The organism is Sinomonas atrocyanea, assembly GCF_030812675.1.
Lineage (GTDB): Bacteria > Actinomycetota > Actinomycetes > Actinomycetales > Micrococcaceae > Sinomonas > Sinomonas atrocyanea_B.
Window position 1 is genome coordinate 242,515 of the sequence record NZ_JAUSTE010000002.1, and the last position, 17,713, is coordinate 260,227.

The following is a 17,713-nucleotide window of genomic DNA, read 5'->3' on the forward strand; positions in this document are numbered from 1 at the left end:
GGCGCTGCGGGCGCCCCGCGACGCATGTCCAGCTGCTGGAGCGTGGTGCCCGGCGGCCCGAGCAGCTCAGCGGCTGTTCGACGCCGGTGCGCTCGCACGGCGGGGAGCGCGGCGCCCGCGGCCCTGGCTTCCCTGGGCTCCGCCCCGCTGGCCGGAGGACCCGGAGCCGCCGCCGTAGCTTCCGCCCGACGTGCCGCCCGTGGTCGAGCTCCACACGGGGGCGCTGCCCCCGGACGACTGCTCGGAGCGCTTCTGCCCGCGGCCCTGCTGGCTGCGGGCACGGCCGGCGCCCTCGCCACCGCGCGAGCGCTGGCCGCGCCCGGACTGGCTTCCGCCGGCCTGGCCCTGTGCGGCCGGAACGTCGTTGCGATGGCTGCCGCCGCCGGTTCCCCGGCCGCCGCGGCGGGCGACGTCGTCGTGCGCGGAGGACGCCGCGGCGCCCTGACCCGAGCCGCGGCGCGACCGCTTGCGCTGCGCATTCGAACCGGTGGACCGGCCGCCGCCCTGCTGCGGCATCTTCGCGGCCACCGCGGCGGCGCGCTCGGCCGGGTCGACGTACTCGGCGCGCTCCCCGACGAGGGCGAGCACCTGGGGGGAGGAGGACGTCACCGGGGTGACCTCGACCTTGACGCCCGCATCCTTGAGGAGCTTGCGCACATCCTGCTTCTGCTCAGGCAGGACGATGGTCACGACGATGCCCTCCGAGCCCGCGCGGGCCGTGCGCCCCGAGCGGTGCAGGTAGGCCTTGTGCTCGGCGGGCGGGTCGACGTGGACCACGAGCTCGACGTCGTCCACATGGACGCCGCGGGCGGCGACGTCCGTGGCGACCAGCACGCTGACCGCGCCCGAGGAGAAGTCCGCCAGGTTGCGGTCACGGGCGTTCTGGGACAGGTTTCCGTGCAGGTCCACAGCGGGGATCCCGGACTTGGTCAGCTGCTGGGCGAGCCGCTTGGCGTGGTGCTTGGTGCGCATGAACAGCACGCGGCGGCCCTTGCCGGAGGCGAGGACCTCGATGAGGTTCTTCTTGCTCGCGGCATCGGCCGTGAGGAGGACGTGGTGCTCCATCGTGCTCACCGCAGCCTGGGGCGCGTCCACGGAATGCGTGAGCGGGTCCTGCAGGTAGCGCTTGACGATCTTGTCCACGCCGTTGTCCAGGGTGGCGGAGAACAGGAGCCGCTGGCCGCCCTGGGGAGTCTGGTCGAGCAGTCGCTTGACCACCGGCAGGAAGCCGAGGTCTGCCATGTGGTCCGCCTCGTCGAGGACGGTCACGTCCACGTCCGCGAGGGACACGAGGCCCTGCCGGCCGAGGTCCTCGAGCCGGCCGGGGCAGGCGATGACGATGTCGACGCCGGCCTTGAGCGCACGCTCCTGCCGAGCCTGGGAGACGCCGCCGTAGATCACGGTCGTGTTCAGCCCCGCGGCCTGGGCCAGGGGTTCGACGGTCGCGTTGATCTGGGTCGCGAGCTCCCTCGTGGGGGCGAGGACGAGCCCGCGCGGGCGTCCGGCGGCCCGGCGGCCGCCGGCCTCCGCGAGACGCGCCACGAGCGGCAGTGCGAAGGCGATGGTCTTGCCCGAGCCGGTGCGGCCGCGTCCGAGGACGTCCCGGCCGGCGAGCGTGTCGGGAAGGGTCTTGGTCTGGATGGGGAACGGCGTCTCGATGCCCTGCTCCGCGAGCACGCGGGTCAGGGCGGTGGGCACGCCAAGGGAAACGAAGGTGGTGTCAGCCATAGCTGTCAGAACACTCCAGCGTCGGATCGGCCCCACGAGCCAAGCCGGCACGCGGGGTTCGCCGAGGAAAGGGAGCCTGGCCTCGCCGCGGTTCCGGGCGGCACCCTCCGAGGGGCGCTCGCGTCCGGGCGCGGGGCCTGTCAACGCGTTCATCGACGCAGGTGCGTCATGCGCACCGACCTACCAGTCTACCCTGTCCGGCGCCTCCCTCAGTCCAGCCCCGCCGGCATGGCCGCCCGCGGCATGGCCACACGCCCCTCGGCACGCCCATCGGCCCCGAGCAGGACGCCCATCCTCTTGGTCACGCGGAGGAGCACGAGGCTCTCGAGGAGCTCGATCCCGGGGACCTTCTCCTGCAGTGCCAGTTCGGCGGTCATGACGTCGGCGACCGAGCGCAGCCACATGGTCACGAGGAAGTTGGCCTGGCCGGTGATCGACGCCGCGAGGCGGACGGAGCGCAGCGACCGCACGGCGGCGGCGGCGGCCGCGTGGTGGCCGGGCGGGACCCGCGCGTACCAGGTGCACGTCACGGGGAAGCCGACCGCGTTCTGCGCGACATCGCACCGGAACGCGACGAGCCCCGACCCGAGGACGCGCGCGAGCTGCCGCTGCACGGTGGACGGCGTCCGCCCGAGGTCCTTGGCCATCTGGGCCGCCGTCGCCCGGCCGTCCCGTGCGAGGAGCGGGAGGAGGTCGCGGGCCGCCGGTGAAAGCGGGCCCTCGACGGCCCCGCGCCCGGCGAGCGCCGCGAACGCGGCCGACTTCTTCGGGCCCAGCGCGGCGATGCGCCACGAGTGGCCGGCCTGGTGCAGCCGGCTCCCGAGCGCGGTCTGGACCCGCTCCACGCCCGGGATGGCCAGGATCGCCGGGGCGACGCGCCGGGCGTAGTCCGTGAGGGTGGCGGTGAAGACCGTGAGGACGCAGTCGTGGTGGCCGGCGGGCAGCTCGACCGTCTGGACCTCGGGGATCGCGTTGAGCGCTTCGGCGACGTCCGCCGTGCTGCCGGGGGCACAGTCGACGTCGACGAACGCGAGCGTCATCTCCGTGGGATCACCGACCCCGTAGCAGGTGATCCACGCCAGGCCCTGGGACTCGATGCGCTCCCACCGCGCCGCGAGCGTGGCCGGGCGCACCCCGAGGATCCGTCCGGCGTCCTGCCAGGTGACCCGGGGCGCGATCTGCAGGGCGTTGATGAGCTCGAGGTCGGCCTCCGAGAGCTGGTCCGTCGCCGGAGGCGCTGCATGTTTCTGACTGTCGCGGGAGGACTTCTGCATGATGCTGCCGAATCTAGTCCCCTAGGCCGCCCAGAGCGACACACTGGTCTGCATCGACCGCCACGTGGCGCACGTCACAGGAAAGGAACCATGGATCTCATCGCGGACGCCCGCAGCCTCCAGGACACGCTGACCGAGTGGCGGCACGCCCTCCACGAGGAGCCCGAGATCGGGCTCGACCTCCCCCGCACGCAGGAGAAGGTCCTCTCGGTGCTCGAGGGCCTCGGCCTCGAGGTGTCGACCGGCACGGACACCACCTCGGTCACCGCCGTCCTGCGCGGCACGGCCCGGGAGTCGGCGGATCCGGCGCCCACCGTCCTGCTGCGCGCGGACATGGACGCCCTCCCGGTCCAGGAGCGCACCGGAGCCGCGTTCTCCTCCCGGATCGACGGCGCGATGCATGCGTGCGGCCACGACCTGCACACCTCGATGCTGCTCGGCGCGGCCACGCTGCTCGCCGACGCCCGCCACCGCCTCGCCGGGGACGTCCTCTTCATGTTCCAGCCGGGCGAGGAGGGCTTCGACGGGGCCGGGGTGATGATCCGCGAGGGCGTGCTGGACGCCGCGGGCCGCCGCCCCGACGCCGCCTTCGGCATGCACGTCTTCTCCTCGATGGCCCCGCACGGGACCTTCGTCACCCGCCCGGGCGTCATGATGAGCGCCTCCGACGGCCTGTTCGTCCGCGTCCTCGGCGCCGGCGGCCACGGGTCGGCGCCGCACACGGCCAAGGACCCGGTGACGGTCGCGGCGGAGATGGTCCTCGCGCTCCAGACCATGGTCACGCGCCAGTTCGACATGTTCGATCCGACCGTCGTCACGGTCGGCCGGCTCGCCGCCGGGACCAAGCGCAACGTCATCCCCGACACCGCGGAGTTCGACGCCACGATCCGCACCTTCTCCGACGCGCACCGCGAGCGCATGCAGACGGCCATCCCGCGCCTGCTGACGGGAATCGCCCACGCCCACGGCCTCGACGTCGAGGTCCGCTACGAGGCCGAGTACCCGCTCACCATCACGGACACCGCGCAGACCGAATTCGCGGAGGCCGCGGTGGCCGAGCTCTTCGGCGGCGCCGCGGGCCGGCATGCGCGGCTCGCGCAGCCGCTGAGCGGCTCGGAGGACTTCTCCCGCGTCCTGGCGGAGGTCCCCGGCAGCTTCATCGGCCTGAGCGCCGTCCCGGCAGGCGTCGACCACGGCACCGCCGCATTCAACCACTCCCCGTACGCGACGTTCGACGACGCCGTCCTCGCCGACGGCGCGGCCCTGTACGCGCACCTCGCATTCACCAAGACCGCCCAGCTCGCTGGCCGCTGACCCACCCCACCCGGAGGCCCTCCCCATGTCCACCAACGCCGCTGTTGCCGGACGCGTCCGCAAGGCGCCCTCGACCCGGCAGACCCTCATGAGCACCGGGGTCGGCAACGCCGTCGAATGGTTCGACTGGAACGTCTACGCGACCTTCGCACCGTTCTTCTCGAAGCAGCTGTTCAACGGCGCCGACCCCACGTCCGCGATCCTCTCGACCCTCGCCGTCTTCGCGGTCGGCTTCCTGGCCCGGCCCTTCGGCGGGCTCGTGTTCGGCTGGATCGGCGACCGGATCGGCCGCCGGACGTCGATGACGCTGGCCGTGGCCCTCGCGGCCTTCGGGAGCCTGCTCATCGCCCTCGCCCCGACCTTCACCTCGGTGGGCGCCCTGGCCTCCCTCGTCCTCCTCGTGGCCCGGCTCATCCAGGGCCTGGCCCACGGCGGCGAGCTGCCCTCGTCCCAGACCTACCTCTCCGAGGTCGCGCCCCGCGAGAAGCGCGGGCTCTGGTCCTCGCTGATCTACGTCTCCGGCACCATGGGCGTCCTCTTCGGCACGTTCCTCGGCGTGGTCCTCACGAGCGTGCTCAGCAAGGCGCAGATGGACTCCTTCGGCTGGCGCATCCCGTTCTTCCTCGGCGCCGTGCTCGGCCTGTACGGGCTCATCATGCGGGCCCGCATGCCCGAGACCGAGGCGTTCGAGCGCCTCACGGACGGGGCCAAGAAGCCGAGGCACCCGCTCTGGCGCTCCATCGTCGAGCACCGGAAGCAGGCCCTGCAGGTCATCGGCATGACCGTCGGCCTGACGATCATCTACTACGTGTGGGGCGTGGTCGCCCCCGCCTTCGCCATCTCCAGCCTGCACATCGACCCCACCCAGGCGCTCTGGGCGGGCGTGGGCGCCAACGTGGTGTTCCTCATCGCCCTGCCGCTCTGGGGCAGGGTCAGCGACCGGATCGGGCGCAAGAAGGTCCTGATCATCGGCGGCGTGGGGGTCGCGGTCCTGCACTTCCCGATGACGTGGCTCCTCCACAACGCCGCGTGGCAGCTGTTCATCTCGATGTCCGTCATGCTGGTCTTCATCGCCTGCTCCGCGGCGATCGTCCCGGCGGCCTACGCGGAGATGTTCCCGGCGCACATCCGCACCGTCGGCGTGGGCGTCCCGTACTCGATCTGCGTCGCACTGTTCGGCGGCACCGCCCCCTACCTGCAGCAGCTCTTCTCCGACGTGTTCCACCAGTCGTGGATGTTCAACGTCTACGCGGTGCTCATGGTCGTGGTCTCGATCCTGACCGTGCTCGGCCTTCCCGAGACGAAGGGCAAGGACCTGCGGCGCTGAACCGACCGCCGCGGACGGCGCCCCGCCAGCGCAAGCCGGCGGGGCGCCGTCGTGCGTGCCCCGGTACCCTTGGAGGGCAATGAGCGAGCACCCCGAATCCCCCGCAACCACCCCGGCCAACCCCGTCACCCCGGGCAGCCAGGCCTCTTTCGACACCTACCGCCGCCAGCCCCTCAGCTTCGTCCGGCGCGGCACCCGCCTCCAGGGCCGCCGACAGGCCGCCTGGGACGAGCACGCGGACGCGTACGTGGTGGACGTCCCCCGGCACGTGGCGGACACCTCGGTCCACCCCGACTACGTGTTCGACGCCGCGACCGAGTTCGGGCGCCGGGCGCCGCTCGTCGTGGAGATCGGCTCGGGACTCGGCGAGGCCATCGTCGCCGCCGCGGAGGCCGACCCGGAGCGGGATTTCCTCGCCGTCGAGGTCTACCGGCCCGGCCTGGCGAACACGCTGCTGCGGATCGGCCAGCGCGGACTCACGAACGTCCGGGTGGCCCAGGCCAACGCCCCCGAGGTGCTCGGATCAATGCTCCCCGCCGGCTCGGTGGACGAGCTGTGGGTGTTCTTCCCGGATCCCTGGCACAAGACGCGCCACCACAAGCGGCGCATGGTGAAGGACTCCTTCGCCGCGCTCGCCGCCCGGGTCCTCGCCCCGGGGGGCGTCTGGCGGCTCGCCACGGACTGGTCCGGCTACGCCCAGCAGATGCGGGACGTCGTGGCCGCCTCGCCGGACTTCCGCAACGCGCACGACGGCGAGCTGGCCGGCTCCGCGAGCCCGCTCACCGCGGCCTGGGCCTCCGGGGTGGACTGCGAGCCCACCGGGGAGGCCGACGCCCTGGGCGGGTGGGCCCCACGGTTCGAGGGGCGGATCCTGACGAGTTTCGAGAACAAGGCCCTCAAGGCCGGACGCGTCGTCTTCGACCTCACGGCCGTCCGGGCCTGAGGCGCAGGCTTAGGGGGCGGCGCCGCCGTCGCCCGAGGTGCGCGTGAGCGTCCAGACGTTCGCCTCGCCCTGGCGTTCGCAGCTGACGGTGCTCAGGAGCTGGCGCACCATCTGCAGGCCCCGCCCGCTGTCCGCCTCCGGGCCGGGCATGGAGTCGGGGACGTCGAGTTCGCCCATCGGGACGGCGCCGAGCTCGTAGAGCCTCGCCAGGAGCAGGTACGGGCGCACCTCCACGTCGACCTGCAGCTCCACGGAGCCGTCGTCCGGCGCCTTGGCGTGCCGCACCGCGTTGGTGGCGACCTCCACCACGGCCAGCTCGAACGGCATGCGGTCCTCGGGGCCGAGGGTGAGGACGTCGTCCCAGAGCCGCTCGAACGTCTCGTGGAGGGCGTCGATGACGGGGGGCTCGGCCGGCCCGCGAACCGTCGCCGAAGCGAGGATCTCAGCCACGGCTGAACGCCTCCTCGGCGGTCGGGTAGGGGGTGAGGATGCGGTCCATGCTCGTGAGCTTGAGGACCATCTCCAGCTGCGGGCCGATGTTCGCGATGCGGAGGTCTCCGCCCGCCTGCCGCGCCGCCTTGAGGCAGCCCACGAGGGCGCCGAGGCCCGAGGAGTCCATGAAGTCGGTCTCACCGAGGTTCAGGACGATGTTGCGGTGGCCGGACTCGAGGGCAGCTGCCACCGCCTCCCTCAGCTCCGGCGCCCCGACCATGTTCAGCCGGCCGCTGCCGGCCAGTTCCGCGTAGTCGCCGCGCGGCTGAAGATCGAACTTCACGTCCTGCTCCTCTCCGAGGGGAATCCCCTGTAACGGGCGGCCTTGACGAGCACGCTGAGCGCGAGCAGGTCGTAGGCCGTCCAGATGACGTTCACGAGCGTACCGAGCGGCTCCCCGATCCCCAGCACGAGGCGCACCGTGCCGATCACGGCCGAGAGCACCAGGAGCGCGGCGACGACCGCCTGGGGCCGCAGCAGGAGCAGGGCGTCGCCGCCGTCCTGGCGGGCCTTGGGCGTCACCGCGAAGCCGAGCGGACGCCCGAACCAGACGTTGGCGGCCGCCGTGGTGCACGCCTTGATCCAGGTGGGGAACAGGGCGAGGCTGTACTGCTGGCCGCGCCACGTCTTCGCCCCTCGCGCCGCGAGGAGGAACAGCGACTGGTTCAGGACCATGAACGGCACGAACCGCGCGAAGAAGTCCGGGCTGAGGGAGTGCACGGGGAGGATCCCGAAGGTGAGGAAGATGACCGGGGCCGCGAAGTAGGCGATGGCGGCGAAGCCGGACAGGTAGCTCCACATCGTGGCGAAGTACATGAGCCGCTGCGGCAGCCGCAGCCCCTTGAGCGTCAGGGGGCTCTCCCGCAGCATGACCTGGATGGTGCCTTGGGCCCAGCGCAGACGCTGCGTGAGCATGCTCTTGAGGTCCTCGGGGGCAAGCCCCGCGGCCAGGACCTCATGGTGGTAGACGCTGCGCCACCCCGTCGCGTGCAGGCGCATGGACGTGGACATGTCCTCGGTGACCGAGATGGTGGACAGCGGCATCACCGGCTGGGCCTCGTGGGCGCGCTCGACGGTGACCTCGTCCAGCACCGCGCGGACGGACTCGAGCGCCGCGAGCGGCGAGAGCTCGCGCGTGGACAGCGCGGCGACCGCCTCGTCGAACCAGGGTCCGGCGGGGAGGCCGCCGTCCTGGTCCTCGGGCACGAGCGAGGCGATCTGGCTGAGGTCCTCCGAGACGCCGCGGACGTTCGCGGACACGAGGGTCCGGACGGCGTCGTCGACCTCGGCCTGGACGGTGAACGTGATCTCGGCGATCGAGCCGCCCTCGGCGAGCGCGCGCCGGCCCCGGCCCAGGGAGGCGCCGACGGTGTCCAGCAGTCCGCTGATGCCCGGGTCCGCGGCCTCGGGGCGGCGCCGTGCGCGGCGGATGGCGCTTGCCCCCGCCTCCAGGGCCCTCCGCACGCGCTGCTCGGTGTCCCGCACGTACCCGGCCAGGCCCAGCTGCATGAGGGCCTCGCGGCGCAGGATCGCGTTGGAGCCGCAGAAGAAGGCCGCGTTCCAGGCGTCCTTCCCCTGCTGGATGGGCCCGTAGAAGAGCGGCGCCTGGCTTCCGAGCGGGTCGTCGTCGGGGACGTTCCAGAACCACTGCGGGGTCTGGACCAGTGCGACCCGGCGGTCGGAGAAGTAGCCCAGCGTGCGATCGAGGATCTCCGAAGCGGGGACCTGGTCAGCGTCGAGCACGAGGAAGAACTCGCCCTCGGTGAGCTGCAGCGCGTTGTTGAGGTTGCCCGCCTTGGCGTGGCGCGGCTTGCCCGCCCACTCGGCGCCCCGGGTCAGGTACCCGACCCCGATGCGGGCGGCCTCCTCGCGCAGGTCCTCGCGCGAGCCGTCGTCGAGGATCCAGGTCCGGTGCGGATAGCGGATGTCCCGGGCCGCCCGGGCGGTCTCGAGCACCAGATCGTTCGGCTCGTTGTACGTGGTGATCAGCACGTCGACGGTGAGGCCCTCGGGCGCCGCCGTCGGCTCGCCCCGGCCGCGGAGCCGCCACGCCGTGAGCGCGAACAGGCTCACGTCGATGAGGGAGTAGGTCTCGGCGATGACGAGCGGCACCGCGATCCACCAGGCGTCCCAGTTCAGCGACGCGGCCCACCGCCACGCCACGTAGTTGATGCCGGTGAGCACGGCGAGCGCGGCCACGAGCCGGAGCCAGAACAGCCTCACGCGACCATCGCCCCCTCCAGCGCCAGCTCGCGGCGGAGCACGACCGCCGTCACGTCGTCCTCGGCGTGGACGGCGAGCGCCAGCACCGCGTCCACGGCCTCGCGCGCGGACCCGGCCGCGTGCACGGCCGAGGCCACGGCATCGAGCGCAGGCTCCGCGGCGTCGAACGCGTCGAGGAGCCCGTCGCTCACGGCTACGAGCTGCGCCCCCGGCGGGACCCAGACCGTCTCGCCGCGCCACTGGGCGCCGGGCAGCAGCCCCAGCGGCGGCCCGGAGCTGCCCAGCCGCTCCCAGAGGCCATCCGGATGGACCAGGATCCCGAGGCCGTGCCCGGCGTCGACGTACTCGACCTCCCCCGCCATGCCGTCGAGGCGCCAGTGCATGAGCGTGACGAAGGAGGACAGCTTGGTCAGATCCGGCTCCAGCGCCGCTGCCGCGCGCCCCACGAGGGACTCGGCCGAGCGCTGCAGGCGCCCCGGCCGCAGCACGGCGCGGGCCGTCGCCGCCACGAGGGCGGCGCCCATGCCCTTGCCCATCGCATCCGCGAGCGTCACGGCCAGGCGGGAGCCGTCTGCCTCCCAGTCGAAGAAGTCCCCGCCCACGCTCCGCGACGGCCGGCAGGCGCCCGCGAGGTCGTACCCGGGCAGCGCCGGCGAGCTGTCCGGCAGGAGTCCGCGCTGGACCCTCGCGGCGGTCTGGAGCTCGCTCTCGGAGGGCTGCTAGCTCCCCCGGGGACGGCGCAGGAGCGCCTCGACGCGGAGCCTGAGCTCGCGCGGGCTGAACGGCTTGCCCAGATAGTCGTCGGCACCGAGCTCGAGGGCCGTCAGCCGGTCGGCCTCGTCGGCGCGGGCCGAGATCACCAGGATGTAGGCCTCGGTGAAGGCACGCAGCGCCTTGCAGACCTCGAGCCCGTCGAGGTCGGGCAGGCCGAGGTCGAGGGTGATCAGGTCGGGGCGGATGCTCCGCGCGGTCTCGAGCGCCGCGTAGCCGCCTGCCGAGGCGCTCGTCTGGAAGCCCTGCCGCTCGAGCGACGTCTCCAGGAGTCCACGGATATCGGCATTGTCCTCGATGACCAGGGCTTTCCTGCCCCCGCTCACTTCACCCATGGTCACCATTAAGCCAGTTCGCCATCGGATCCGCGACGGGACGGTCACATAGGATGAACGTGCCTGTCATGAGGGGCGGCCCGAGCGCCGTCTGGGAAGGAGCCTCCATGGAGAAGCTGCTCGACGCGCTCCTTCTCGGGCGCGCGAAGTTCCACGAGCTGCCCATGACCGGCCGGGTGGTCCTGAGCCAGCTGCCGCTGAACATCACCCTCCTCCTCGTGCTCCTCATCGTCCTCATGGTCGACGCGCCCGTGGCGGCCACTGCCGGCTTCCTCTGGGGCCAGGCTGCCGCTGCGGCCCTCCTGCTGGCCTGCTTGGCGGTACCCTGGGACCGCCTCCCCTACGGCTCGTTCCTCGTCATCCCGCTGCTGGACTTCATCCCGGTCGGAATCCTGCGCCCCTCGGCGGGGGACACCCTCGGCGGCCTGGGCCTCCTCGCGGTCTTCCCGGTGATGTGGATCGCGGGCTCGGGGCTGTGGCCCAAGGCCGGACTGGCCGCGGGCACCGCTGCCACACTGGCCGTGGTCTGGTGGCCCCTGTTCAGCACCGGCGCCCCCTCCCCGCAGCAGCTCGTGTCGCAGCTGCTCGTGCCCATCATGATGTTCGCCATCGGCGTCGCCGTGAGCGTCATGACGCGCAGCGGCATGGCCCAGCAGCGCCAGGTCGAGGACCTGCTCGCCAGGAGCGAGCTGCGGCAGGAGATGCTGGACACCGTCCTGGACGCCGTCGACGTCGGGGTCGTCGTCATCGACGCGGACGGCAATGATCTGCTCATGAACCGCCGCCAGCGCGAGCTGCACGCGGCGGCGCTGCCCTACGGCACCCAAGACGCGCCCGAGCAGAGGCTCCTCGTCCTCGACCCCGAGACCGGTGCCCTTGTGGACCCCGAGCGGCGCCCCGCACGCCGGGCCATCGATGGGGAGACCTTCTCGCACGAGGTCTACATCCTCGGCGAGGGACCGGATGCCAGGACGGTCTCCGCGTCCGCGCGGCCGCTGCGGGGGCCCCAGGGAAGCCGCGCCGGCTCCGTGCTGGTCTTCTCCGACATCACCGAGATCCTCGAGGCCGTCAAGGCCAAGGACAGCTTCCTCGGGAGCATGTCGCACGAGTTCCGCACCCCGCTCACGAGCATCCGCGGCTACGCGGAACTGCTCATGGACGACGACGGACTCCCCGCCTACGCGCGCGCCGACCTGCAGATCATGGAGCGCAATGCACGGCACCTGCAGCAGATGGTCGACGACGTCCTCGCGGCGGCCACCGGAACGGCCGCCCAGACGCTGCGCTCACCCCTGGACCTCGCCGAGCTCGCCGCCCACGCCGCCCAGTCCGCCGAGCGGGATGCCGCCTCGCGCTCGATCCGCCTCGTCGCCGACGCCGGCGGCCCCCTGCCGGTCATGGGCGACCGCACCGCCGTGGTGCGGGTCCTGGACAACCTCATCTCCAACGCCCTCAAGTACTCCGGCAGCGGCGCGACCGTGACCGTCACGGCGCGCGACGAGGACGGCATGGCCGTTGCCGAGGTCGCGGACCAGGGCATCGGCATGTCCGAGGAGGACGTCTCGAAGGCGTTCGTCCGGTTCCACCGCAGCGACGCGGCACGAAGGTCCGGGATCCCGGGGGTGGGCCTCGGCCTCGCCCTGGCCCACGACGTCGCCCGCGAGCACGGGGGCACCCTCGAGTGCCGCAGCGTGCTCGGCGAGGGCAGCGTGTTCACCCTGCGCCTCCCGCTCAGTGTCGCGGCCTGAGCCTCCGGCGCCTCAGCCGAGCGACGTCCTCGCCACGGTCTTCTGGGCGGCGTCCCGAACTTCCACCGCCCGGATGGCCGAGAGCTCGAAGGAGGTGGCCCCCGTCAGGACGGCGCGGCCGGAGTAGCCGGTCGAGCTCCACGCGGCCGCCTGCTGCGCTCCGCCCTGGGCCGAGACGACCCAGACGGTGTAGGCGCCCCCGTTCGGCATGCCCCGGCAGGTGAGGTCGAGCTCGGTGCCCCACGCCCGGGTCACGAGCGCGAGGTCGATGTGCGCGCCGTCGGCCGACCTGAGGGTGACCGTCGTCGCGGGGGACGGTGCCGTGGCGCTCGGCGCGGGCGGGGCGGCCTGCTCCTGGCGGGCGCCGAGCGCGGGCCCGAGGGCGATCCCCGCGGCGAAGAAGGCCGCCGCGGCGGCGGCCAGGGAGGCGGCCCACCCCGCGGCCCGCGCACGACGGCGCCGCGTCACCCTGGCGAGCAGCTCGCGCGGCGCGGTGCCCGGCTCGGGCGCGCGGGCGGCGTCGTCCGCGATCTGCGCGGCACGCTCGGGCGGCACCGCGTCGAGCAGCGCGGGGAGCGTCTCGAGCCCCGCGAGCTCGGCGCGGCACGCGGCGCACTCTGCGAGGTGCTCCTCGACGGCCTCCCGCTCGGCCGGGCTGAGGGCCCCGAGCACGTAGGCGCCGAGGTCCGCCCGCTGCTCGTGCCCCGGCCGGAACGCTCCGGTGCTCATCGGTCCACCCCCATTTCGTCGAGCGCGGCGCGGAGGGCCTTGAGCGCATAGAAGCAGCGGGACTTCACCGTGCCCGCCGGGACCCCGAGCTCGGCGGCCGCCTCCGCGACGGTGAGCCTGCGGTAGTGGACGGCCACGAGCGCCCGGCGGTGCTCGGGGGTGAGCCTGGCGAGCGCTTCCTCCATGACCACCCGGTCCAGGAGCTCGTCAATGCGCTCGGCGTCCACCGCCACGGCGAAGCCGTCGCCCCCCTCGTCCACGGACGCGACCGTGCGGGGACGGCGGGACGCGAGGCGGTGCTGGTCGACGATGAGATTCCGCACCGTGCGGTACAGGTAGGGACGTAGGCCCTGGGTCGCGGGAGGGGCCTGCCGCCACACCCTGATAATGGCCTCCTGCACGATGTCCTCCGCCTTCTCGCTGCCCACCGCGCCACGGGCGAAGCGGCGCAGGGCCGCGCCGTGCTCGCGGTACAGCGCCGCGACCGCCTCCTCGTCCATGGGCATGGGGACCTCCTCGTCCCTTCACACGTCCTCCTCGCCGATGCGGTTCACCGCATGCCGCGCGCAGGATCATTCTGCGGCCGGTGCCCGGGCGGCGGGAGCTCTGGAACCGCCCCCGTGCCACGGGTAGTGTGGGGAGCCCCACGTGGAGGAGGAACCATGTCAGACTTCCGCACCTACACGGAAGATGAGAAGCACAGTTTCGTCGCGCCGTCGTGCGAGCTCTGCGGGCAGCACCGGCACATCGTGTGGCAGCAGGACGGGGAGCGGTGGATCCCCCGCGACAAGGGCTGCTCCAACGAGGCCTGTCCGCAGTACAACGGCTGACATACAGCGGCTGACGGCCTGCGCGGCCGCCCGCAGGCGCACCCCTGAGGGGGAGCGCCTGCGGGTGGCCTGCTTCTGTCAGCCCAGGCCGAGGACCGGGAAGAGGACCTCGAAGGCCTCGCGGAACCCGCCTCCGATCGCTCCGTGAACGTGGCCCGCGCCGGGGACGGTGCGGATGGACGCGATCATGCCGGCTGCCTTGGCCGCCTGCTCGGCCCGCCGCACCCCGGGCGTGAACGTGGGATCGCCCGAGCCGACCGTGAAGACCGCCGTGATGTGCGAGTACGCGCCGCGGTGGCGGGCGAGGATGGCGGCGGGCTTGGCGGCGTCGAAGGCCTTCACGTCGCCGTGGAAGACGTTGGTGATGGCGGCCTGGGACGACTCCGCGCCGGGGTACTCCTCCCCCGAAGCAGAGAACATGGCGCCGAACAGCGCGGGCCGCTCGGCAGCGAGCTTGAAGGCGCACGCCCCGCCGTTCGAGTACCCGCCGATCGCGGTGTGGGCTGCGTCCGCGACGACGTTGAAGGTGCGCCTGGCCCAGGGGACGACGTCGTTCAGAATGTAGCTCTCCGCCGGGCCGTAGGTTGTCGAGTCGGCACAGGCCGGATCGCCCTTGGTGCCGATCTGGTCCGCGACGACCACGATCGGCGCCAGGCCGCGGTGAGTGGCGGCGAAGGCGTCGAGGACGTTGGCGACGGCGCCGGGGTCCGGGGTTCCGGGGTCGCCCATCATCAGGATGACGAGCGGCAGCCGGACCGGGTGGGCGGTCAGGGCCGCGGGCGGGAGGTAGACGCCGGCGCGGCGCGCGGGGAAGCCGTTCGAGGGGATCTGCACGGTACCCCGGCGTCCCACCGCGGGCATTCCGGCAGGCGGGGTCCATCCCGACAGGAGCTTCCCCGCCGAGGCGCCCCTGGCGGGCCCGACGTCCTTGGCCAGCGCGCCGAGGTCGATCGGCGCCCCGGTCGACACCCCGACGAGGGCTCCCAGGGTCCGGTCGTAGCCGAAGTAGGCGTTGATGGCAGTCCCGCCGGAGACCGCGACCACGAGGACGCCCGCCGCAGCCAGCGCCCTGCGCCAGGCCGGCCGGTCCCACAGGCAGGCCATGGAGACTGCGCCGGCCGCGCAGGTTGCCATCAGGAGGCGGCCGACGTCCTCCGGGAGGTAGAGGCCGAGGAAGTCGGCGGCATCCCACACGGCATAGAACGTGAGCCCCACGAGGGTCCCGGCCGCCGAGGCGAGGAGGAGCCTCTGGACCCGCCAGCGGTCCGACCGCGCCGCGACGAGCACCACAAGCACCGCGACGCCGGCGGCGACCGCGCCGCCCACGAAGGCCCCGTCGAGGATGTCGAGGCTGTAGAGCCAGTCCATGCCGCCTCCCGGCCGACCTCAGGGCGCGCGGCCGGCGCTGGCCGACGGTTCAGGGAGCCGTCGGCGCTGCGTGCCCGTCCTCGGGGGCGCCCCGCCGGGAGGCCTCGGCCGCACCATGCCCATCGGCATCATCATCGGCCGTCCAGTCGTCCTCGTCCAGCTCCACGAACTCGACGGTGGCGAGGACAGTCCCGTCTTCGGCGTCGATCATGGCGGCCTCGTCGCCTTCCTCGACCATCACGTACTCCCCCAGGTCCGTGGTGAAGCGCCAGGCGAAGGACTCGGCCCCGTCGCGGACGAAGTGCGGGTCGGCCGTGGTGACGGCCACGAGCTCGTGGCCGGCCGCGTCGCACAGCTCGCGGATCACGAGTTCGAAGTCGGGCATGTCCTCCAGCCCGCGCCCGTCCGCCGCCGCCCGGCGCTCCTCGAGGTCGCCGATGAGGCCCACACGTCGGGCTATCTCGTCTTCGAGGCCGTCCTCGTCGAGGGCGAGCAGGCCCTCCTGGCCCTTGAGCCAGGCCCCGTTGAGCGCCAGGAGGTCCTCCTCCTCGAGGAGGCCCTCGAACCTGTCGTCCAGGTCCTCGAGGCGGGCCACGGCCACCGAGGCCTCGGGGTCGCCGTCGAGGTACGCCTCGGTCTCCTCCACGGTGAGGGCCGCGGCCGCGGCGGTCAGCTCGTCGAAGAGGGCCAGGTGCCCGGTCGCGCCCATCTCGTGCAGGCCCTCGCGCACCAGGCTGTCGACGCGTCCCCGTTCGTGGGCCGCGAGCGCGTACTGGGCGAAGCCGCCGTCGAGCATCTGCGCGAGGTAGAAGTCGACGTAGTAGCTGCGCAGGGCGTTCGGGGCGATCTCGCGCTCGTCGAGCAGCTCCTCGTACATGGCGTTGACGACGTCGATGTTCGCGTCCACGACGGCCTCGTCACCGGCCCTCAGGGCCTCGGCCGGGAGGACGACGGGGTGCTGGGTGGTGCTCATGCGGGGCTCCTCGCTCGTGCGGTCACTCACGCATCGAACGTACGACGCCGCCGGCACCTCGCGCGGGCGGGCCCGGCCGCCGCCGGGTGAACGTTGGGCGAACCTTGGGGTGCGGGAGCGATGAGTTCAGCGCTGGGGGCGCCAGACCACGAGGGCCTGGGAGCGTGCCTCGGGCCGCTGCCCGCGCGCGAGGCTCACGACGTCGCCGGCCATCCCGGCCGCGAACACGCGCCGGGCCTCGCTGGTGCGCTGGGTGTTGGCGAGCTCCGCCTGGAGCTCGGTCACGCGGGCGCGGAGGGCCGCGACCTGGTTCTCGAGCTCGAGGATGCGCCGGATCCCCTCGAGGGACACGCCGTCCTTCGAGAGCCGCTGGACCTCCCGGAGCATCTCGACGTCGCGCTGGGAGTAGCGCCGCTGGCGGCCGCCCTGGCGGGACGGCGAGACGATCCCCAGGCGGTCGTACTGGCGCAGGGTCTGGGGGTGCATCTCGGCCAGCTCCGCCGCCACGGAGATCACGAAGATCGGAGCGTACGGGTCGATGGCCATGGCCTAGAGCCTCGCTTTCTCCGCAAGGTGTGCGCGCGGATCCGACTGGCCGTTCTTGGAGGTCGCCTCCGCGAAGGCTCGGATGGCCTGTTCGGCGTCCTTCGAGAGGTTCTTCGGGACCACGACGTCGACGGTCACGAGGAGGTCGCCCGAGGCCTTGGAGGTCTTGACGCCGCGGCCCTTCACGCGGAGCGTCCGGCCGGAGCTCGTGCCGGCGGGGACCTTCATCTTCACGGTCGCGCCGTCCGCCGTGGGCACCTCGATCTGGGCGCCGAGGGCGGCCTCGTCGAAGGTCACGGGCACGTGGATGCGGAGGTTGTCGCCCTCGCGGGTGAAGAAGTCGTGCGGACGGACGTGGACGGTGACCATGAGGTCGCCGGGGCCGGCCGAGCCGGGGCCGCCCTTGCCGCGGACACGGACCTTCTGCCCGTCGCGGATGCCCGCGGGGATGCGGACCTCGATGACCTCGCCGTCCCGCTCGCGCAGGCCAACCGTGGTGCCACGGATGGACCCCGCGAAGGAAATCGTGGTGCTGGCCTGGCGGTCGGCGCCGCGCTGGGGCGGGGGCTGGAAGCCGGCGCCGCCGAACCCGCCTCCGCCGCCGAAGAGGTCGGCGAACTCGGGCGGGAGGTTCCCGGTGTTGAAGCCGCGCGAATGCCGGCCCGCGCCGCCGCCGAACAGGCCGCCGAAGAGGTCCTCGAAGCCCGCCGCGCCGGCTCCCCCGCCCGGGCCGCCCGCGGAGAAGCGGGCGCCCCCCATGGCGCGGATCGCGTCGTACTGCTGGCGCTGCTCGGGGTCGGACAGGACGGAGTTGGCCTCCGTGATGTCCTTGAACTTCTTCTCAGACTCGGCGTCGCCCGGGTTCTGGTCCGGGTGGTACTTGCGGGCGAGCTTGCGGTAGGCCTTCTTGATGTCGGCCTCGGAGGCGTCCTTGGACACGCCGAGAATGGCGTAGAAGTCCTTCTCCACCCAGTCCTGACTTGCCACGAACGCTCCTTAGGTCAACTGCTGCTTCAAGTGTGCACGGTTTCGGGTACGGATCTCGTCACGGATCTCCCGTTTCGGGTACGCGGGCCTGGGAGCCCGCGTACCCGAGATGCCCGGAGGGCGAC

18 protein-coding genes are annotated in these 17,713 nt (G+C 72.9%); 5 read left to right on the plus strand and 13 right to left on the minus strand.

Annotated features, from left to right (window positions below; translation table 11 throughout):
* Positions 1-66: 66 nt before the first annotated feature.
* Positions 67-1,728, minus strand: a complete 1,662-nt coding sequence (locus J2W20_RS04910) for a DEAD/DEAH box helicase (protein ID WP_307005104.1) — start codon at positions 1,726-1,728, stop codon at positions 67-69.
* A 209-nt stretch (positions 1,729-1,937) separates the two neighbouring features.
* Entirely contained in the window at positions 1,938-3,002 is a 1,065-nt protein-coding gene (locus tag J2W20_RS04915; RefSeq protein ID WP_307005105.1) for an Lrp/AsnC family transcriptional regulator, read from the minus strand.
* Between the two features lie 90 nt (positions 3,003-3,092).
* Between J2W20_RS04915 and J2W20_RS04920 the strand changes: the two genes are divergently transcribed.
* The 3 genes from J2W20_RS04920 (at position 3,093) to trmB (ending at position 6,586) form a co-directional block, all read left to right on the plus strand.
* A complete protein-coding gene (locus J2W20_RS04920) occupies positions 3,093-4,316 on the plus strand; it encodes a M20 metallopeptidase family protein (protein ID WP_307005106.1) in 1,224 nt (407 codons plus the stop codon).
* A gap of 25 nt (positions 4,317-4,341) precedes the next feature.
* Positions 4,342-5,643, plus strand: a complete 1,302-nt coding sequence (locus tag J2W20_RS04925; protein WP_307005108.1) for an MFS transporter — start codon at positions 4,342-4,344, stop codon at positions 5,641-5,643.
* A 79-nt stretch (positions 5,644-5,722) separates the two neighbouring features.
* Positions 5,723-6,586, plus strand: a complete 864-nt coding sequence (gene trmB, locus J2W20_RS04930) for a tRNA (guanosine(46)-N7)-methyltransferase TrmB (protein ID WP_307005110.1) — start codon at positions 5,723-5,725, stop codon at positions 6,584-6,586.
* Between the two features lie 9 nt (positions 6,587-6,595).
* Here trmB and J2W20_RS04935 read toward each other — a convergent pair whose 3' ends face one another.
* The 5 genes from J2W20_RS04935 to J2W20_RS04955 form a co-directional block, all read right to left on the minus strand.
* Positions 6,596-7,036, minus strand: a complete 441-nt coding sequence (locus tag J2W20_RS04935) for an ATP-binding protein (protein WP_307005112.1) — start codon at positions 7,034-7,036, stop codon at positions 6,596-6,598.
* Positions 7,029-7,361 (minus strand): STAS domain-containing protein, encoded by a 333-nt coding sequence (locus tag J2W20_RS04940; RefSeq protein ID WP_307005113.1) that lies wholly within the window; start codon positions 7,359-7,361, stop codon positions 7,029-7,031. Before J2W20_RS04940 ends, J2W20_RS04935 begins: the two co-directional genes overlap by 8 nt.
* Positions 7,358-9,301, minus strand: a complete 1,944-nt coding sequence (locus tag J2W20_RS04945) for a glycosyltransferase (RefSeq protein WP_307005115.1) — start codon at positions 9,299-9,301, stop codon at positions 7,358-7,360. Before J2W20_RS04945 ends, J2W20_RS04940 begins: the two co-directional genes overlap by 4 nt.
* On the minus strand, positions 9,298-9,903 hold the full coding sequence (locus J2W20_RS04950) for a PP2C family protein-serine/threonine phosphatase (RefSeq protein ID WP_307005116.1): 606 nt from the start codon (positions 9,901-9,903) through the stop codon (positions 9,298-9,300). Before J2W20_RS04950 ends, J2W20_RS04945 begins: the two co-directional genes overlap by 4 nt.
* A 117-nt stretch (positions 9,904-10,020) precedes the next feature.
* Positions 10,021-10,407, minus strand: a complete 387-nt coding sequence (locus J2W20_RS04955; RefSeq protein WP_307005117.1) for a response regulator transcription factor — start codon at positions 10,405-10,407, stop codon at positions 10,021-10,023.
* Positions 10,408-10,514: 107 nt separating this feature from the next.
* Between J2W20_RS04955 and J2W20_RS04960 the strand changes: the two genes are divergently transcribed.
* Positions 10,515-12,155, plus strand: a complete 1,641-nt coding sequence (locus tag J2W20_RS04960) for a sensor histidine kinase (protein ID WP_307005119.1) — start codon at positions 10,515-10,517, stop codon at positions 12,153-12,155.
* A 12-nt stretch (positions 12,156-12,167) separates the two neighbouring features.
* Here the strand turns inward: J2W20_RS04960 and J2W20_RS04965 are convergent, their stop codons facing one another.
* Together J2W20_RS04965 and J2W20_RS04970 are read right to left on the minus strand one after the other, a co-directional pair.
* Positions 12,168-12,884 (minus strand): anti-sigma factor family protein, encoded by a 717-nt coding sequence (locus J2W20_RS04965; protein WP_307005120.1) that lies wholly within the window; start codon positions 12,882-12,884, stop codon positions 12,168-12,170.
* The gene (locus J2W20_RS04970) at positions 12,881-13,390 is read right to left on the minus strand and encodes a sigma-70 family RNA polymerase sigma factor (protein WP_307005121.1); all 510 of its coding nucleotides are present in this window, start codon (positions 13,388-13,390) and stop codon (positions 12,881-12,883) included. Before J2W20_RS04970 ends, J2W20_RS04965 begins: the two co-directional genes overlap by 4 nt.
* A gap of 156 nt (positions 13,391-13,546) precedes the next feature.
* On the opposite strand from J2W20_RS04970, the gene J2W20_RS04975 reads away from it, so the two are divergent.
* Positions 13,547-13,714 (plus strand): hypothetical protein, encoded by a 168-nt coding sequence (locus J2W20_RS04975; protein ID WP_307005123.1) that lies wholly within the window; start codon positions 13,547-13,549, stop codon positions 13,712-13,714.
* 78 nt (positions 13,715-13,792) lie between these two features.
* On the opposite strand, the gene J2W20_RS04980 is transcribed toward J2W20_RS04975, so the two are convergent.
* The 4 genes from J2W20_RS04980 to J2W20_RS04995 form a co-directional block, all read right to left on the minus strand.
* The gene (locus J2W20_RS04980; protein ID WP_307005124.1) at positions 13,793-15,082 is read right to left on the minus strand and encodes an alpha/beta hydrolase; all 1,290 of its coding nucleotides are present in this window, start codon (positions 15,080-15,082) and stop codon (positions 13,793-13,795) included.
* A 49-nt stretch (positions 15,083-15,131) separates the two neighbouring features.
* The gene (locus tag J2W20_RS04985; protein WP_307005125.1) at positions 15,132-16,055 is read right to left on the minus strand and encodes a DMP19 family protein; all 924 of its coding nucleotides are present in this window, start codon (positions 16,053-16,055) and stop codon (positions 15,132-15,134) included.
* 126 nt (positions 16,056-16,181) lie between these two features.
* Positions 16,182-16,601, minus strand: coding sequence for a heat shock protein transcriptional repressor HspR (locus J2W20_RS04990; RefSeq protein WP_307005126.1), 420 nt, complete (start codon positions 16,599-16,601; stop codon positions 16,182-16,184).
* Between the two features lie 3 nt (positions 16,602-16,604).
* Positions 16,605-17,588, minus strand: a complete 984-nt coding sequence (locus tag J2W20_RS04995) for a DnaJ C-terminal domain-containing protein (protein WP_307005128.1) — start codon at positions 17,586-17,588, stop codon at positions 16,605-16,607.
* Between the last annotated feature and the right edge of the window lie 125 nt (positions 17,589-17,713).

Coding starts and splice junctions, on each gene's coding strand:
- J2W20_RS04910 (WP_307005104.1), bottom strand. CDS start 1,728: ATGGCTGACACCACCTTCGTTTCCCTTGGCGTGCCCACCGCCCTGACC.
- J2W20_RS04915 (WP_307005105.1), bottom strand. CDS start 3,002: ATGCAGAAGTCCTCCCGCGACAGTCAGAAACATGCAGCGCCTCCGGCG.
- J2W20_RS04920 (WP_307005106.1), top strand. CDS start 3,093: ATGGATCTCATCGCGGACGCCCGCAGCCTCCAGGACACGCTGACCGAG.
- J2W20_RS04925 (WP_307005108.1), top strand. CDS start 4,342: ATGTCCACCAACGCCGCTGTTGCCGGACGCGTCCGCAAGGCGCCCTCG.
- trmB (WP_307005110.1), top strand. CDS start 5,723: ATGAGCGAGCACCCCGAATCCCCCGCAACCACCCCGGCCAACCCCGTC.
- J2W20_RS04955 (WP_307005117.1), bottom strand. CDS start 10,407: ATGGGTGAAGTGAGCGGGGGCAGGAAAGCCCTGGTCATCGAGGACAAT.
- J2W20_RS04960 (WP_307005119.1), top strand. CDS start 10,515: ATGGAGAAGCTGCTCGACGCGCTCCTTCTCGGGCGCGCGAAGTTCCAC.
- J2W20_RS04965 (WP_307005120.1), bottom strand. CDS start 12,884: ATGAGCACCGGAGCGTTCCGGCCGGGGCACGAGCAGCGGGCGGACCTC.
- J2W20_RS04970 (WP_307005121.1), bottom strand. CDS start 13,390: ATGCCCATGGACGAGGAGGCGGTCGCGGCGCTGTACCGCGAGCACGGC.
- J2W20_RS04975 (WP_307005123.1), top strand. CDS start 13,547: ATGTCAGACTTCCGCACCTACACGGAAGATGAGAAGCACAGTTTCGTC.
- J2W20_RS04980 (WP_307005124.1), bottom strand. CDS start 15,082: ATGGACTGGCTCTACAGCCTCGACATCCTCGACGGGGCCTTCGTGGGC.
- J2W20_RS04985 (WP_307005125.1), bottom strand. CDS start 16,055: ATGAGCACCACCCAGCACCCCGTCGTCCTCCCGGCCGAGGCCCTGAGG.
- J2W20_RS04990 (WP_307005126.1), bottom strand. CDS start 16,601: ATGGCCATCGACCCGTACGCTCCGATCTTCGTGATCTCCGTGGCGGCG.